This window comes from Natrarchaeobaculum aegyptiacum (assembly GCF_002156705.1).
Lineage (GTDB): Archaea > Halobacteriota > Halobacteria > Halobacteriales > Natrialbaceae > Natrarchaeobaculum > Natrarchaeobaculum aegyptiacum.
Window position 1 is genome coordinate 2,536,241 of record NZ_CP019893.1, and the last position, 16,873, is coordinate 2,553,113.

Below are 16,873 nucleotides of genomic sequence, written 5' to 3' on the forward strand. Positions count from 1 at the left end.
CAACGAGTACGGGAGCGGACGAGCAGAAACGGCCCAGGGCAACGCCGAGTCAGTCGCCCACAACCGGATCGCGCGCCCAGAAGTCGCTACCTTTCTTCAGTTTCGGCACCCAGGTGTCCAGGGTCTTCGAGAGCAAGGCGACGTGGGAGGCTGGCACCTCGAGACACTCGGTGAACTCGGGCATGTACTCCATGACGTCCTCGGCGAATTCGACGACCTCGTCGTGGTGGGGCATCGCCGAGCGATCGAGGCGACCGCGGGAGTGGCCGACGTGCATGTAGGCTTTGATCTCGACGAAGTCGGGGTCGGCCTGCTCGTAGAAACCGGCGTACCAGTCGGGATGGTGCATGTTCTCGCCCTTGACGAGCGTCGTCCGGAGGACGGTCCGCGTCTCCGATTTCTCCCGCAGGACGGCCATCGTCTCGAGGAGTTTCTCCCAGGCGTCGTCTTCCATCGCGCCGACGACCTCGTCGAAGGTGTGGCGGTCGGGTGCGTCGACGCTGACGTACAGTTGCGTCGGGTCACACTCGCGCAGGACCTCGGGACGGGTACCGTTCGAGACGAGGAACGTGGTGATGTCACGGTCGTGGAACGCCTCGATAAGTTCCGGCAGGTAGGGATAGAGACTCGGTTCGCCGTCGAGCGAGATGGCGACGTGACGGGGCTCCATCGCCTGCTCGAAGACCTCCCGTGGGACCTCCTCGTTGCCGCCGAACCCCGAGAGCAGCTTCTTCTGGAGCCGGATCGAGGCGTCGACGACGGCTTCGGGGTCGTCCCACTCGACACCGTCGAGTTCGTAGGCGTGGCCGTTGTGGTCACGCCAGCAGAAGACACAGCGTTCGTTACAGCGCACGACGGGGGTCATCTGGATACAGCGGTGGGACTCGATCCCGTACCAGATGTTCTTGTAGCATTTGCCCTCACCCCGGAGGGCGTTGGCCGTCCAGCCGCAGGTCTGGGCCGCCGTGTGATTCTCGTTGTGATAGTTCGGGCTCGAGACCTGTGCCGGGCCGCCCCCATCGTCGTCAGCCCCGGTCTCGCCGGTTTCGCTCCCGTCGATGCCGGACCTACCAGCGTCGCCGCCCTCGTCGACGGCGGGTCCCGCCTGCCTGCCACCGTCTGCGGAGTCGCTCATGTTGCTCTCGCTTGGACCGGGGCGCTGAAAAGCCGTGTGGTCCGCCCCGTCGCGGGAACGCGGTCACTTCCGACGTGGCAGCGTCCCCGGTTCGGCCGGTTCTTCTTCTTCGCCACTCGAGAGTTCGCGCTCGAAGCCGTACAGCACCAGCCCGGTGTTCGCGGTCATGATGACGCCGGTCGTCGGCACGGTCGCGAACAGGTACAGTCCCAGCCCGAGGACGTACGCGCCCGGAACGGCGACCACCCACAGCCAGCGGCGGGGGACCTCGACCCGGCCGGCATCCCAGTAGGTCCAGCCCAACAGCAACGGTGTCCCCACGACAGCGAGCAGGCTCGCGATGGGCGACTCGAGTGCGACCGCGCTCACCGACTCGAGGACCATACGCGAGTGCAGGGTCGGCGCGAGGAAAAACGTTCTGTCACGGGTCGAGGCCCCACATTCCCGGGCTGGTCGACGCTCGTCAGTCGTCGTCTGCCGACCGTCTCGGTGGCTGGCGACCCGACCGTTCGACCTCGAGTTCGGTCACTGCTCGATCGGCCGGGTCGGTCCCTCCGCGCTCGAGTCGTCTGCGAAGCCGCCCGGAGAGGTTCTTCGCGAGGACGCGGGCTGCGAAGGCTGGCTGTCGACGCTGGTCACGGTAGTAGAACGCACCCAGTTGCTCTTCGGGCACCGCCGTCGGCTCGAACGTCGGGTCCCTGAGGTTCGCCAGTCCCTCACCTAACAGGTCGATCTGGAGCGTGGCGAGCCTGTCGAAGACGTCCCAGAGGGTGTAACAGCCCTCGAGGCTGACCTCCTCGAAGGCGACGATCTCGCCGCCGTCGATCGACTCGTTCAACCGCTGGAGGGTCGTGCCGGCCCGTCCCCGACCGTCGTGGAAGATCGCCGGCGGCCCCATCCCCCGGTACCGCCGGATGTCGGCGGGGTGAAAGCTGATCACGCCGTGTTCGGGCGCCGTGAGGACGTCCCCGCGAACGAGCCCGAATCCGAACCGGACGACGACGTCACACCGCTCGGCAAGGAGGTCGACCGCGGGCGCGGGGAGCTCGTTCCAGCTGCCGTCCGTGTGGGGCGTACAGCCGACGATATCGACGTCTCGCAGACACTCGACGTTCTCGACGGAGTGGCGGTGCCAGAGCGTCTGTTCGTCGCCGAGGATCCGCGCGACGGCACGTTCTGCGAGGACGAGCGTCCATGCCTTCTCGGTCTCGAGCAGGGCAAGGAACTCCCGGACGTCGTCCAGTGTGATCCGTGACTTCCGGTTCCACGATTCGGCCTGGTATTCGCGAGTGCCGTCGTTTCGGACGACGATGGCGAGATCGACGTGGGGGTCGTCCCGGAGCGTCTCGAGTGCCCGAACCTGCCACTCGTAGAGCCACGGTTCGGCAAGAATCCCGACGCGCACCTGATCGCTCCCGTCCATGCGTCGGAGTACTATACCGGTGCGCGCCAGTTAGTTATCCCCAGCCGACCGGGACCCAGGGTTCGGTATTCGAACGCTACAGGGTAACTCGGCGGCTGTATCACCTCGTTACCGTTCGTCGGCCTCGGCGTCGATACCTATTCTCTCTCCAGACCGGTCCCCTGCACGCGCTCGAGCACCGCCAGCGTCCCGTCGACGTGGGCTGCCTCGAGCACCTCGTCTGCGGCCGCCTGTGCGGCCTCGTCGGCGTTCGAGACGGCGAAACTCCGACCGACGACTTCGAACGTCGAGACGTCGTTGATCGAGTCGCCGACCGCCACGCAGTCGGCGAGGTCGAAGCCGACGTGCTCGGCCATCGTCTCGAGGCCGTCGCCCTTCGTCGGCGTCGGGTCCTTGACGTGGTAGGCGTAGCCCGTGTCGATCACCTCGAGCCCGTGGGCGTCGGCGATCTCGCGCAGTGGCTCGAGCGGCTGCTCGCGGGCAACGGCGATCTCGGTCTCTCGCCAGCGGTTGATCGTGTCTGCGCCTTTCCAGCCGAGTCCGTAGCCGGCGGCGCGATAGTCCTCGAGGACGGCTCGAGCACCGTCCCGGTCTGCGGTGACGAAGATTTCCTCGCCGGTGTAGACGACGCCGCCGTTCTCCGCGACGACGCGTTCCGGGATGCCGGCGAAGTGACAGAGTGCGACGGGGTACGGGAAGGCCTTCCCGGTCGCGATCACGACGGGGGCGTCCCATGCGCGGAGCGCGTCGAAGATCCGGGGGTCGAGTCCCCACGAGTCCGGCCGGGTCAGGGTCCCGTCGACGTCGAGTGCGAGCGGCGGATCGGCAGTCATACCATCTGGTCGGTCGTCGGCAGCCTAAAACGGTTGGATCAGTCTCGCTCGTCGTGGCCTGCCCTCGATCCGAGACGACGTCGATCGCGGACTGGCAGGACTCAGCGGAGGGGACTCGAGCGTCAGCGGGAGGCCGGGCGATGCTGGTGGTGTCCAAAAGTGGTCGACAGGTGGCAGGTGGTATAGTAACAACTGCAACGATTTACACACTGATCGCCGATCCGTCTGGCGATCAGATATGCACTGACGTGCAGTGGCTACTACAGTTCGTGGTCGATCGTCGATACACTGCAGGGTCGCGAACGCGCGGTCAGAACGTCGGGACCCACGAGGTGTCGGGGAAGACGCCGGCGAAGTAGAGGATCGCCACGAGGAGGGTACCGAAGACGATCGCCGCCGCTGGCGGGTCGACGTGGGTGTCCCCGTGGGCGTAGAAGACCCGCTGGAACACCTCGCCGAAGAGCGCGCAGACGACTCCGAACAGGAGCGCGATCAGGAGTGCGCCACTCTGACCGAGCCCGGCTATCAGGGCGTCTCCTTCCACCATCACGGCCAGTGCGGCGGTCCCGGCCGGCAGGGTGATGTGGTGGGTCACCGGCACCTTCTCGATTCCGAGGTTCAGGAACAGCAGCGTCGCTGCGCTGACGCCGAACGCGAGGAACGGGCTCTGCGTCGCGATGGCGATCCAGCCGCCGAGAATGCCCGCGAAGGCACCGATCGCGGCGACGTTCGCCCACCGGTACTGGTGGGGGAGCCAGGGTTCGACGGCGAACCGTCCCTGTCCGATCGCTTGTCTCGCTGATTCGGGCCTGACCACCTCCCCGCCGTCGGTGCGAGCGCGCGCCGTCCCGCCGTCGGTCGCGTTCCGTCGCTCTTCGCGCTCGAACGGGCTCATGTCGAGGACGCTGCTCCCGCGAATCGTTCCGATGACGCTGTACCCGAGGATGAGGCGGTGGAAGATCGCAGAGAGTACGACCCCCATCGCGATGGGATCGTACGGCAGGGCGAGCGTGTCGAAGGCGACCTGCATCCACCAGCCGACCACGCCGAAGACGGCACCGACGGCGAGGACGTCAGGTTTCGTCCCGAGCGCCTGGGCGATGTTCTTCGCCTGGTGGTAGTCGTACTCGAAGTCGTCCATGTAGCCCTTGCGGGCGGCGTAGGCCGTCGCGGCGACACCGCCGGCGAAGCTCACTGCCGGCGAGAACGCCGGACCGAAGGCGACTGCACCCGTGATGTGCCCGTACTCGTCACCGCCGACCAGCACCGCCGACTCGCCGGCGATCACCAGCAGGCCCGTGAAGACGAACGCCGGGAGCGGCCCGATCGCCGCCCCGAACGCCCCGCCCCCGAGCGCCGCGACGATCTCCGGCAGACTCGAGAGCGCCTCGAGCAGCCCGCTGACGGTCATGCGTCGTTTCCTCCGTCACCGTCGGCGTCTCGCGCCCAGCCGAGCGAGCACTGGACGGCGTCGCTCCAGCGGTCGTACCGCGTGTCTGCGGTCTCGCGGTCCATCGTCGGGTCGAACTCGCGGTCGACCTGCCAGTTGCGTCGCAGTTCCTCGAGGTCGTTCCAGTAGCCGACTGCCAGTCCCGCGGCGTAGGCGGAGCCGAGCGCCGTCGTCTCGTCGACGACTGGCCGGACGATGGCCGAACCGAGGATGTCGGCCTGGAGCTGACAGAGGAAGTTGTTCTTGACCGCACCGCCGTCGACCTTGAGACTGCGCATCTCGATGCCCGAGTCGGCCTCCATGGCCTCAGCCACGTCGCGAGTCTGGTAAGCGATCGACTCGAGGGTCGCCCGGACGATGTGCTCGCGACGGGTGCCCCGTGTCATCCCGACGATGGTCCCGCGAGCGCGCTGGTCCCAGTGGGGCGCGCCAAGGCCCGTAAACGCGGGCACGACGTAGACGCCGTCCGTCGAATCGACGCTCCGGGCCAGTTCCGCGGTCTCGGTCGGGTCGTCGATCAGCGAGACGTCCTCGAGCCACTCGATGGCCGCGCCGGTGACGAAGATCGAGCCCTCGAGGGCGTACTGAACGGGTTCGCCCGAGCGCTGGAACCCGATCGTCGTCAGCAGGCCGTGGTCCGATTCGACGGCCTCCGGGCCGGTGTTCAGCAGGAAGAACGAGCCCGTCCCGTAGGTGTTCTTCGCGTCGCCCGCGTCGAAGCAGGTCTGGCCGAACAGCGCCGCCTGCTGGTCGCCGAGTGCGCCCGCGACGGGGATTTCGGCCTCGAGGAAGCCCTCGGGGTCGGTCGTCCCGTAAGTCTCCTCGTCGCTCGAGGGACGCACTTCGGGGAGCATCTCGCGTGGGACCGAAAACTCCGCGAGGAGGTCGTCGTCCCACTCGAGGTCGTGGATGTTGTACAGCATCGTCCGCGAGGCGTTCGTGACCTCGGTCACGTGTGCGCCCGTGAGGTTGTAGATCAACCAGGTGTCGATCGTTCCGAAGAGTACGTCGCCACGCTCGGCCCGGTCGCGGATGTCGTCGGGCCGCGAACGCTCCATCTTGATCGGGTCGCCCTCCTCGAGTAACCACTCGGCTTTGGTCGCCGAGAAGTAGGCGTCGGCCTCGAGGCCGGTCTTTGCGCGGATCGACTCGACCTGTCCGTCGGCCTCGAGTTGCTCGACGCGCTCGGTCGTGCGCCGGTCCTGCCAGACGATGGCGTTGTGGACGGGTCTCCCGGAGTCTGCGTCCCAGAGTACCGTCGTCTCGCGCTGGTTGGTCACGCCGATGGCCTCGAGCTGGTCGGGCCTGATCCCCGCCTGCCCGAACGCCTGCGTGATGACTTGCTTCGTGTTCTCCCAGATCTCCATCGGGTCGTGTTCGACCCAGCCCGGCTCCGGGTAGATCTGTTCGTGTTTTTCGTATGCGTTCGCGACGACCCGCCCCCCGTGATCGAAGACGATGAAGCGAGTCCCGGTCGTTCCCTGGTCCACTGCGCCGACGTAGGTATTGTCTGTCACTGGTGTCACCCCGGTGGCTCACGCACCATCTTTATCGACGGTCACGTGCTACTGGTAAACAATCATGACGATCATTATAAAATTTTCCACGGTCAACTGGTAGTTACACCGGTTCGATTCGGTCGATCCACCGGACGGGCCGGACTCAGGGTGAGAAATTGTCGATCTGTGTGGCCGCTGGGACAGTCGACGGGTCCCCCTCGGGTGCGCTGATCGGCTACCACCTCGTCCGTCGTCGCCGACTCTCCTATCTCTTACGGACGCTCTGCTGGTGCCGATAAAATAAAGGGAAGCGGGCTCGAGGTACGAGTAACGGAAATGCCATCGGACACCGACGTGCTCGTCCTCGGTGGCGGCTCGACCGGCTGTGGCATCGCCCGGGACCTGGCGATGCGCGGCCTCGAGGTCACCCTGCTCGAGCGCGGGACGCTGACGGACGGAACCACGGGTCGCATGCACGGACTCCTCCACAGCGGCGGCCGCTACGCGGTCTCTGACCGGGCGAGCGCCCGCGAGTGCATCGAGGAGAACCGGGTGCTGCGAGAGATCGCGGGCCACTGCGTCGAGGAGACTGGCGGGCTGTTCGTCAAGCGCCCCGAGGATCCCGACGAGTACTTCGAGGAGAAACTCGAGGGCTGTCGCGACTGCGGGATTCCGGCGCGCGTGCTCTCCGGGCGCGAGGCCCGCGCGAACGAACCCTACCTGGCCGCTGACGTCGAGCGCGCGATCGAGGTGCCCGACGGCGCGGTCGACCCGTTCCGCCTCTGTGTCGCGAACGCGATCGACGCCGAGAACCACGGCGCGCGCATCGAGACCCACGCCGAGGTGGTCGACCTGCTGTGCGACGGCGACGACGTCACCGGTGCCGTAGTCCGCCACGGCGCAGGCCCCGGTAAACGGACCGACGTGGCCGCGGGGAGCCTCGAGGAGATCACCGCCGAGTACGTCGTCAACGCGACGGGCGCGTGGGCCGGCCAGATCGGGGCGATGGCCGACCTCGAGATCGCCGTCCGCCCGTCGAAGGGTGTAATGACCATCATGAACGTCCGGCAGGTCGACACCGTGATCAACCGCTGCCGGCCGAAAGGCGACGCAGACATCGTGGTTCCCCACGAGACGACCGCCATCCTCGGCACCACGGACGTCGAAGTCGAGGACCCAGACGACTACCCCGAGGAGCGCTGGGAGGTCGACCTGATGATCGACAGCCTCGCCGAACTCGTGCCGATCCTCCGGGAGGCCCGGACGATCCGCTCGTTCTGGGGCGTTCGCCCGCTGTACGAACCGCCGGGGACCGGAACCGTCGATCCGACCGACATCACGCGGGACTTCTTCCTGCTCGATCACGCAGACCGCGACGAGGTAGCTGGAATCTCGAGCATCGTCGGGGGGAAGTTCACCACCTACCGCGCGATGGCGGAGGATATCGCAGACCACGTCTGCGACAAACTCGGCGTCCGGGCCTCGTGTGCGACCGCCGAGGAACCTCTGCCCGGGAGCGAGAACCTCGAGACGCTCGCGGCCGGCATGGACGACTTCGGGTTGCGCTCGCCGATCGCTCGCCGGTCGAAACAGCGTCTGGGAAGTCGCAGTCAGGCGGTACTCGAGTGCTCGGACCCGAACCCGGTGATCTGCCAGTGCGAGGGCGTCACGCGAGCGGAGATCCGTGACGCAATCGAGCAGTCCGGCGCGGACCTGAACGCCGTTCGCATCCGGACCCGGGCCTCGATGGGCAACTGCCAGGGTGGCTTTTGCTGTCAGGCGATGGCGACCGAACTCCATCCCGACCACGACGCCGACACCGTCCGCGCGGCCCTGTCGGAACTCGTTGCCGAGCGCTGGAAGGGCGAACGCCACGCCTGCTGGGGCGAACAGCTCTCCCAGGCGATGGTCAACTACGCGCTGTACGCGACGACGGCGAATCTGGACGCCGACCCGGCGAGCGACGCCGGGACGGATCCGGGGGATGGCTCGGACTCGCTCCCCTACGCAGCGTTCGACCGCGGTCCGGATCGCGAACCCGAGGGAGCGGCTCCTCGAGCGGGGACCGACCGCCCCGACACTCGAGGTGCCGGAACCGACGCCGGAGGTGGCCGCTGAATGGCCATCGAGGACGACGTCCTCGTAGTCGGTGGCGGCCTCGCCGGGGCGACCGCCGCGCTCGCGGCCGCGCGAGAGGACGTTCGCGTTCGCATCGTCAGCGCCACACAGAGCACCCTCCGGCAGGCGAGCGGACTGATCGACGTGCTGGGGTATCCGCCGGACGGTGCCGGTACCGAGGACCCGATCGTCGACCCGTTCGACGCCATCGCCGACCTGCCCACGGGCCACCCCTACGAGCGAGTCGGAGCCGACGCCGTCCGCGACGCGCTCGAGTTCTTCGACAGGGTCGCCGGCGACGCCTACGCCGGTTCCCACACCGACGTGAACGCGCTCGTGCCGACCTACGCCGGTCGGGTCAAGCCGACCGCCCGCTACCCGGCCGCGACGGCCGCCGGCCTCGCGAGCGACCCGCGAGACACCCTCCTCGTCGGCTTCGACACGATCCCCGACTTCGACGCGCCGCTCGCCGCCGGCCACCTCGAGGCCGCCGGCGTCCCGTTCGCCGTCCGGGGCGTGACGGTCTCATTTCCCGGCATCGAGCGGGACGACGCGAAGGTCACTCGCTACGCTCACCTGCTCGACCGGAACGAGCCCGTCTGGCGTGGCGGGAGCGAGACCGGCTCGCGGGCGGCCCTCGCCAGCGTCGTCGAGGATCGACTCGCAGGCGAGTCCCGCGTCGGGTTTCCGGCCATTCTGGGCGACGACCACGCAACCGCGGTCAGGACCGACCTCGAGGCGGCTCTGGACGTCGACGTCTTCGAGGTCCCGATGGGACCGCCCAGCCTGCCGGGATTGCGACTCGAGGACCTTCTTTACGGCGCGCTCGAGGACGCAGGCGTCCGGGTGACCACGGGAGTGCCGGTGGTCGACTACGAGTCGGCCCGCGGTGGGGCCGACGATCGAACCGGAGCGGACAGCGACCGGATCGGCCACGTCGTCGTCGACCGCAACGGCGCTGCGGTGCCCCACCGGGCCGACCAGTACGTCCTCGCGACGGGCGGTCTCGTCGGAACCGGAATCGAGTCGGATCGCGAGCAGGTTACCGAACCGGTCTTCGACTGCCACGTCGCGCACCCGGACGATCGGTACGACTGGTTCGTCGACGACGTCTTCGGCGACCAGCCCTACGCCCGGTTCGGCGTCGACGTCGACCGCGACCTCCGACCGCTCGAGGCCGGCGGCGGCCTCGAGTTTTCCAACCTGCGGGCCGCGGGTTCGGTCCTGAGCGGCTACGACTTCGCCGCCGAGAAGTCGGGCAGTGGCGTTTCGCTGGCGACGGGCTACGTCGCCGGCACGCGTGCAGCCGCGGAGGTGACGAGCTAATTCCATGAGCGATGCAGATACCACGGCCGATGCTGGCCGACCGACAGACGAGCACGCTGACGACGAGAACGACGCGTTCGAACCGATCGAGGTCTTCCCCGAGGCCGAGTCGATGGACCTCCGGCCCGGTGCCGACAGTTGCTACAAGTGTTCGACCTGCGATACGAACTGCCCCGTCGCGGAGGTCGACGAGGAGTTCCCCGGGCCGAAGTTCCAGGGGCCGGAGCAGTGGCGGCTCAAACGGCAGGACGACCACGACATCGACGAGACGGTGATGAAGTGCTCGAACTGCATGCGCTGCGATAGCGCCTGCCCGACGGACGTCCCGCTCTCCCAGATGCACAACACGGCTCGCGGGGCGTACGTCGACGACCAGATGAACACCCTCTCCCGCGAGTACGTCCGCAACCGGCTGCTCGCGAACTACCGCCGACTCGCGCCGCTCGCAGCCACGTTCCCGCGTACCGCGAATTTCGTGATGGGCCTATCTGCCGTGCGCTGGCTCGGCGAGAAGACCCTCGGGATCACGAGCGAGCGCGAGTTTCCGGAGTTCGCGACCGAGACGTTCCGTGAGTGGTTCACGGCTCGAGGTGGCGCGCACGTCGAGAACCCCGAGAAACGCATCGCCTACTTCCACGGTTGCTACGCGAACTTCAACACCCCAGCGGTCGCGAAGGCGCTCGTCCGGGTATACGAACACTTCGGCTACGAGGTGCTGGTCCCCGAACAGGACTGCTCGGGCACGCCGATGTTCGCCAACGGAATGCTCGCAGACGCTCGCCGAGCAGCAGAGACCAACGTCCGGGAACTCGCCGGGGCCCTCGAGGAGGGGGCGGACGTCATCACCTCGTGCAGTTCGTGTTCGATGTCGCTCCGCCAGGAGTACCCCGAACTGTTCGACTTCGTGGACACGGAGACGGTCGCCGCGAACACCTGGGACGCCCTCGAGTACCTGCGGGTCCACGAGGACCTCGAGGCCGCACTCGAGGGGGCCGCAGTCGGCGAGGAGTTCGACGACGTCGTCTATCACGCACCGTGTCATTCACGTAACCAGGGACTCGATAGCCAGACGATCGAAGTGATGAACGCGATCGACGGGATCGAGGCACACGACGTGGGGGATTCCTGTTCGGGGATCTCCGGAACCTACGGGTGGAAGGCCGAACGCTACGAGACGTCGATGGCGATCGGCGAGGAGATGTTCGAGCACATGGCCGCCGCACCGGCCGAAACGGGCCTGACGGAGTGTCCGACGTGTTCGATGCAGATGGAACACGGCTCTGGCTACCCCGTCTACCACACCCTCGAGGTGCTCGAGGCGGCGCTCGTCGGGTCGGAGGCTGACGGCACCGAATGAATCTCCGGGATCGCATCGCGAGACGACGATCCGTCCACCGGGACGCCTCCGTCGTCGTCGACCGGAGTCACCTGAGTCCCGTCGTCCACCGTTCGGACCCGGTCGGTCGTGGCCCCGTCTTCGAGCAACTGCTCGACGCACTCGAGCCAGTCTTCGACGACGGCCTCCCGGAGCCAGTCGCGGTGGTCGGTCCGGCCGGCTCCGGGACGTCTGCGATCGTCACCGCGCTGTTCGACGCACTGAACGATCGACTCGGTGACGCGAGCCGGGCGATCGGGACGACCACGCGCGACGAGCAGGTCGAGCCGGTCACCTGGTTCGTCTACGTCGACGGCCGACGCGTCGAGAGTCCCTTCGCGTTCTACCGGGCCGTCCTCTCGGTTCTCTCACCCGATCCCGTTCCGCAGAGCGGCATCGGAACCGATCAGCTTCGTGAGCGCCTGCGAGAGCGCCTCGCACGGCCCGACCGTCGCGCGGTCGTCGCCGTCGACCACCACGACGAACCGGAGACGCTGGCGTACGAACAGGCGTGTGACCTCCTCGAACCCGTCGCGGACTCGGTCTCGACGGTTGCCGTCGGCCAGCGCGAACCGGCCGGGTGGGCCGGCGAACGCGTATCGGTGCCCGCCTATCGCAGTCACGAACTGATCGACGTCCTCACGGACCGCGCCTCGACGGGGCTCGCCGCGGGCGCGCTCGATCACGAATCGGTCCGCGAACTCGCCGCGTGGGCCGACGGAAACGCCCACGACGCGCTCGCAGCGCTGTTCTCGGCTGCGGTGTGTGCAACCGCCGACGACGCCGACCGCATCGAAGAGGCCCACCTCGAACGAGCGAGGATGGACGTCCCCGACGACGGGGTCCACGTCGACCGTGCGCTCGCCCTCTCGAAGACGCGACAGCAGGTTCTCGTCGATCTCGTCGCGCTCGAAGACCGCGATCGGCCGATCAAAGCCATCGCGACGGAAATCGCCGACCGATCGGAACTGACCACGGGAACGGTGACGCGGTTTCTCTACGAACTCGCAGATCAGGGGGTGATCGAGCGGGTTCCGCTGTCGCGCGCCGGCAGCGGTCGCCGTCCCAGCACCGTCGTGGCGCGGTTCCCGACGATCGTCTTTCGCGAACAGAGTTCGGCGTCCGCAGGTTGCCCGCAGTAGTTTTCGCCTGTGGGACGGCCGGACAACGCTGCTTCCTGCCAAATTGACGCCACAATCGTTTTGCACCCGCGGTCGAAAACAAGAGCCAGCCCTAGCCGGAGTTATGACTATCACCTTCGACGCGACGACTGATCCTCCCGGCCTCGAGTTTCACGACTCGATCGAGCAGCGGCGACTGCAACTCGGGATCGACGGGTCCGTCGACCCCGAACCCGTCGCGGTCGAGACGTTCGAGTTTCCACTCAATACTGCCTGTACCGTCGAGACCGATGCGCTCAGGCTCGACCAGACCTGTTCGGTGACGATCCACGACGAAACCGGGCGAACCGAGGCCGCCCTCGGCACCGGCCAGACGGCCGAACTCGAGGATCGGCTGCAGTTCGTTGGCCTCAGTGGCCCGATCAAACTCTACTGTCGAGTCCCCGTCGCCGGAACGGTCGGAATCGGTATTACGGCGGTTCGGATCTCCCTCGAGCGCGAGGCGACCGTCGGCGTCGGCGCTCGTTCGTTGCACGACCGCCCCGCCGGCACGATCACGACCACTTCCGATATCGACGACATGATGGCGGCCGTCTCGGCGATGCCGTCGGCGTTGAAGACGACGTCACCGGAGCGCACGTGGCCGACCCTGCGCGGTCATCCGCCGCTGATCGAACTCGGCGATCGACTCGAGATTCCCGACCCGGTCGACGTTCCGGACAGTGACGTTTCTCTCGTCGTTCCGCCGAATTACCGCTCGGTGTTCCAGGCCGCCCCGCTCGCGTTCTTCCTCGGGGCGACCGTCCGTGCGGGCCAGGAGCCCCGGCTCGAGACGTCGGAATTTACCCACTCGCTGATCGAGGCCGGCTCGCTCGAGGATGGGATCGCGACCCTGTTGAAGCGCGTCTTCTTCCTCGATTCACTGGTTCGGATGGAGGGGGTCTTCCAGTACGACCTCTACGAGCGGTCGGTCCTCGAGGACGACCTGCCGTTCGAGTTCCGGGAGACCTACGACCTGTCGCTCACCGAGCGACTGGAACGGTACCTCGAGGTGCCGTTCGACCGGCTCGAACCGTACGTGCCGCGGTGGCCGTTGACCGCGCACGTTCCCGCGGATCCGGAGACCGTGGAACTGTTGCCGTTCGTGGTGAACGAACTGGGGATCGTCCGCGAGACTCGCGGGCAGGTCCCCGAGGCGATTCCGGAGCCCGAGCCTGCGACTGCCCAGCTGGTTCGGTCTGCAGCCGGGTCCCGGAGCCAGTCTCGCGCGCCACCGTCGTCGCCCGGCGAGTCGGTGTTCGTCCGTCCGGCGGTCGCCGACGAGTCGGTCGAACACGCCTGGTTTGGCGATGGGATTCCCAAGCAGGCCTCCAAGGCCACGGTCGAAGCCTACCGCAACCAGCTCGATCACGACGAGCGCACCGCCTCGATCGAGATCCTGCTCGTCTGTAACGACGCCCGGATGCTCGAGGAACACGACATCCTCGACGAGACCTACGGCAACCGGGAGACCCTGCCGTTCGAGATCGATTCGGAGTTCGGCGTCAGTACCCGACGACTCACCGAGTTACTCACCGGGGGTGGCTACGACTTCCTCCACTACATCGGTCACGCGACCGAAGACGGGATCGAGTGTGCAGACGGCGACCTCGACGTCCGTACGCTCGAGGCCGTGGACCTCGGCGTCTTCTTCCTCAACGCCTGTCGGTCCTACGAACAGGGACTGGCCCTGACCGAACGCGGTGCGTTCGGCGGCGTCAGCACCTACGCCGACGTCGTCAACGAAGACGCCGTCGAAGCAGGCGAGACGATGGCCCGCCTGCTCAACAGGGGCTTCCCGCTCCGAGGAGCCCTCGAGATCGCACAGGATCACTCCGCACTCGGCGATCAGTACCTGATCGTCGGTGACGGCTCAGCCGATATCGCCCAGTCGGACGGTGGAACGCCCGGCCTGCTCGAGTTTGATCCGATCGACGACTCGACCTATACACTCGGTGGACAGGCGTACACAACGAAGGAATACAAACTGGGAAGCGTCTCGACGCCCGCCATTCAAACGATTCAGCAACATCATTTGAGCCCCGGTGCTCTACCTCAGGAACGAGTCGAAAGGGACGCGCTTGAGGAGTATCTTACGTGGAGCAAATATCCGCTTCTATTCGAGGATGAAATTTACTGGAACGACGAGGTTGGGACTGACCTATTAAGATAGCTCGATTATAATTTTCTTTATTTGTAGAACAGGTGTGGTTTCGTCCCGGAACGCGTAGATAATTCTACACTTAAAAAATCACGGGCCAACTTGAGTAGCAATCGCTGCAGAGGCCGACCCTGCCTGACTCAGCAGGAGCAGGATGGTGAACAGTGCGCCGATCATTCGGGGGTGCTGTGCGAGGTAATCTTTCATGCTGTCGTTGTCGGACATTGCATTCTAATGGTTATTTCCATTAGTATTAAATTTTTCTTATACTTTCTTACGTATCCAAAGATAATTCTGAGTTGGTGTGTTCAAACATAACAAGGAAACGTCGGCAAGCACGACTATCCGGCCGTGGCGACGGTACGAAAGACGGCGTGCACTCTCGAGACCGCGGAACGGTAGCCGGGTGTGCCACCGATCGGCTCGCTCTCACCTGTCCTGGAACCTACGCGGTAGTCGTCGTCACTCGAGAAGTCGGTAGAACGTGTGCTCTCCGGGTCAGAGACTGCGTGTCACCGGCGTTCACCGGCTGCAGCTAAAATATCAGTCGATGTGGCCTTCGCGACGGAGCTGATCTGCGTCCTGGCTGGTGTAGCGCCACTCGATGGTGGCTTTCTCGTCCTGCCAGTCCCAGGGTTCGGCGACGACGATGTCGTCCTGCTCGATCCAGGTGCGGTACTTCATGCGGCCGGGGATGCGCCCGAGGCGCTCTTTCCCGTCCTGGCACCGAAGCTGGACGTGGTTTCCACCAAGGTGCTCGGTCACGATTGCGAATACTTCGTCGCTGTTTGGCATACGGAGGTTCCGTCGCCCTGATTCTTCTGTCACAACCCGACTACGTGCGGAAGACATTTAAATGGTTGGAGATGCGTGGTAACACGAGACAGCCACGTCTCCGGATCGTGACGGTCCCCGAACTCACAGCACGCGGTCTGAATCGGGGTTCTCGAGCTCCCAGAGCAGTTCCGGTAAGAAGGCCTCGAGATTGTCGATCACTCGCCGGTCGCTGACGTCGAGTCCGTCGCAGTGGTCGTGGGCCGACTCCCGGATGTCGACGTGGAGGTCACCCTCGTCGAGCCAGACGCCAAGTGGAAAGACCGAACACCGCGTTGGCTTCCAGTCTTCCTCGAGATGGAGGGTACAGAGGCCGTCGTCGCGAAGGAACGCACAGGCGTGGCCGTCCTCGCCGACGTGGTCGTCCCGGGATTTCTCCTCGCGCGTGACGAACTTCTCTCCGCGGAAGTCGGTCGTCGTCTCCGCGAGGGTCGCCCGCTGGGCCAGCTCGAGGAGGTCCCGGTCGTAGAGCAAGACACCGTGGTGACAGCACCAGGTGCACTCCTCGACGCACTCGAAGGTGAGGTCGGGGTCGAATTCGACGACGACCTCGCGGCCGGGGTAAACCTCGACGCGGCGGGCGGAATCAGCGCTCACATCTCGTCGGTGGCAGTCGGCGGTCAAAGGCGTTTCTCCACCGACTGCTCACGGGACTGCCTCACTCCCGACCCTCGACTACCGTATTTCGCAGGGTGCCGATCCCCTCGTAGGTAATCTCGACGGTGTCGCCTGGCTCGAGCAGGCCCGGATTGGCCGGACTCCCGAAGGCGACGACGTCGCCCGGCTCGACGGTAAAGCGCCTCGAGAGGTAGGAGACGATCTCGTAGGGATCGAACAGCATCAGCTCCGTGTTGGCCTCCTGCCGGCGCTCGCCCGCGACGTCGGTGTGCATGTCGATCGCGCGCGGATCGAGATCCGTCTCGAGCCAGGGGCCGAGCGGCCCCGAGCGGTCGAAGGCCTTCCGCGCCGTGCGGCCCTGCTGGTCGAGCGCGTCGACGTCGTTCATGATCGTGTACCCGCGGACGACGTCGGGGACGTCCTCGGGGTCGACGTTACGACAGCGGTCGTCGATCACGGCCGCAAGTTCGCCTGCGTAAGTCAACTCCTCGGTGAACGAAGGGTAGGGAATCGGTTGCTCGTGGCCGACCACCGACGCCGGCGGCTTGATGAAAAAGTCCGGTTCCTCGGGTCGGTCGTACTCCATCTGCTCGAGCGTTTCGGCGAAGTTGCGCCCGACGCAGTAGAGTGCGGTTGGTTCCGCCGGTGGCAGGAGACGGCCGTCGACGCCGACCTCGTAGGCTCCGTCGTCGGCGTAGATGATACCCTCCTCGTACCTGCCGGCCACCGGTCCGTCCGGTGTCAGGAGTCGTGCGAGTCGCATATCCGGATTCACTGCTCGAGCGGGTTACCAGTGCCGATCGACGGCGGTTTTACGGCCCGAATCTGCGTCGGCGTTTCCGGGAGTTGTTGCCGGAAGTCGCCACGACGCAGGAGCCCGTCGGACGCCGGGTACGATTCTCGAAAGTGCCGGCTGACGTTTCCTCCGGCCCCTGTCTTCG

General features: G+C 66.2%; 15 protein-coding genes. 5 read left to right on the forward strand and 10 right to left on the reverse strand.

The genetic code is table 11. From position 1 onward, the window contains the following. Positions 1–49: 49 nt before the first annotated feature. From twy1 to glpK, 6 genes are all read right to left on the reverse strand, one after another. Positions 50–1,135 carry a 4-demethylwyosine synthase TYW1 gene (gene twy1 / locus B1756_RS12375; RefSeq protein ID WP_086888822.1) on the reverse strand — a complete coding sequence of 362 codons (1,086 nt, stop codon included), beginning with the start codon at positions 1,133–1,135 and terminating at the stop codon, positions 50–52. 63 nt (positions 1,136–1,198) lie between these two features. Next, on the reverse strand, positions 1,199–1,519 hold the full coding sequence (locus B1756_RS12380) for a hypothetical protein (RefSeq protein WP_086888823.1): 321 nt from the start codon (positions 1,517–1,519) through the stop codon (positions 1,199–1,201). 79 nt (positions 1,520–1,598) lie between these two features. Beyond that, the gene (locus tag B1756_RS12385) at positions 1,599–2,558 is read right to left on the reverse strand and encodes a formyltransferase family protein (protein WP_086888824.1); all 960 of its coding nucleotides are present in this window, start codon (positions 2,556–2,558) and stop codon (positions 1,599–1,601) included. Positions 2,559–2,695: 137 nt separating this feature from the next. Beyond that, entirely contained in the window at positions 2,696–3,391 is a 696-nt protein-coding gene (locus B1756_RS12390; protein ID WP_086888825.1) for an HAD-IIB family hydrolase, read from the reverse strand. A 310-nt stretch (positions 3,392–3,701) separates the two neighbouring features. Continuing rightward, positions 3,702–4,802 carry a DUF7973 family transport facilitator gene (locus B1756_RS12400; protein ID WP_349675641.1) on the reverse strand — a complete coding sequence of 367 codons (1,101 nt, stop codon included), beginning with the start codon at positions 4,800–4,802 and terminating at the stop codon, positions 3,702–3,704. After that, positions 4,799–6,358 (reverse strand): glycerol kinase GlpK, encoded by a 1,560-nt coding sequence (gene glpK / locus B1756_RS12405; RefSeq protein ID WP_086888827.1) that lies wholly within the window; start codon positions 6,356–6,358, stop codon positions 4,799–4,801. The genes B1756_RS12400 and glpK overlap by 4 nt, the downstream gene beginning before the upstream one ends. Before the next feature lie 318 nt (positions 6,359–6,676). Between glpK and glpA the strand changes: the two genes are divergently transcribed. The 5 genes from glpA (at position 6,677) to B1756_RS12430 (ending at position 14,492) form a co-directional block, all read left to right on the forward strand. Then, positions 6,677–8,458, forward strand: coding sequence for an anaerobic glycerol-3-phosphate dehydrogenase subunit GlpA (glpA, locus tag B1756_RS12410; RefSeq protein WP_086888828.1), 1,782 nt, complete (start codon positions 6,677–6,679; stop codon positions 8,456–8,458). Beyond that, positions 8,459–9,784: a glycerol-3-phosphate dehydrogenase subunit GlpB gene (gene glpB / locus B1756_RS12415; RefSeq protein WP_086888829.1), complete on the forward strand. Its 1,326-nt coding sequence runs from the start codon at positions 8,459–8,461 to the stop codon at positions 9,782–9,784. Positions 9,785–9,788: 4 nt separating this feature from the next. Continuing rightward, complete coding sequence (locus tag B1756_RS12420) at positions 9,789–11,141, forward strand: anaerobic glycerol-3-phosphate dehydrogenase subunit C (protein WP_086888830.1); 1,353 nt, start codon at positions 9,789–9,791, stop codon at positions 11,139–11,141. Beyond that, positions 11,138–12,301 carry a Cdc6/Cdc18 family protein gene (locus B1756_RS12425; protein ID WP_086888831.1) on the forward strand — a complete coding sequence of 388 codons (1,164 nt, stop codon included), beginning with the start codon at positions 11,138–11,140 and terminating at the stop codon, positions 12,299–12,301. Before B1756_RS12420 ends, B1756_RS12425 begins: the two co-directional genes overlap by 4 nt. 103 nt (positions 12,302–12,404) lie before the next feature. Next, positions 12,405–14,492 carry a hypothetical protein gene (locus tag B1756_RS12430; RefSeq protein WP_086888832.1) on the forward strand — a complete coding sequence of 696 codons (2,088 nt, stop codon included), beginning with the start codon at positions 12,405–12,407 and terminating at the stop codon, positions 14,490–14,492. A 78-nt stretch (positions 14,493–14,570) separates the two neighbouring features. On the opposite strand, the gene B1756_RS20060 is transcribed toward B1756_RS12430, so the two are convergent. From B1756_RS20060 to B1756_RS12445, 4 genes are all read right to left on the reverse strand, one after another. Beyond that, positions 14,571–14,705: a DUF7503 family protein gene (locus B1756_RS20060; RefSeq protein ID WP_267128190.1), complete on the reverse strand. Its 135-nt coding sequence runs from the start codon at positions 14,703–14,705 to the stop codon at positions 14,571–14,573. A 318-nt stretch (positions 14,706–15,023) separates the two neighbouring features. Further along, entirely contained in the window at positions 15,024–15,332 is a 309-nt protein-coding gene (locus tag B1756_RS12435; protein ID WP_086888833.1) for a translation initiation factor eIF-1A, read from the reverse strand. A 66-nt stretch (positions 15,333–15,398) separates the two neighbouring features. Continuing rightward, positions 15,399–15,911, reverse strand: coding sequence for a hypothetical protein (locus tag B1756_RS12440; protein WP_086888834.1), 513 nt, complete (start codon positions 15,909–15,911; stop codon positions 15,399–15,401). Between the two features lie 61 nt (positions 15,912–15,972). Beyond that, positions 15,973–16,695 (reverse strand): fumarylacetoacetate hydrolase family protein, encoded by a 723-nt coding sequence (locus B1756_RS12445; protein ID WP_086888835.1) that lies wholly within the window; start codon positions 16,693–16,695, stop codon positions 15,973–15,975. Positions 16,696–16,873: the final 178 nt, after the last annotated feature.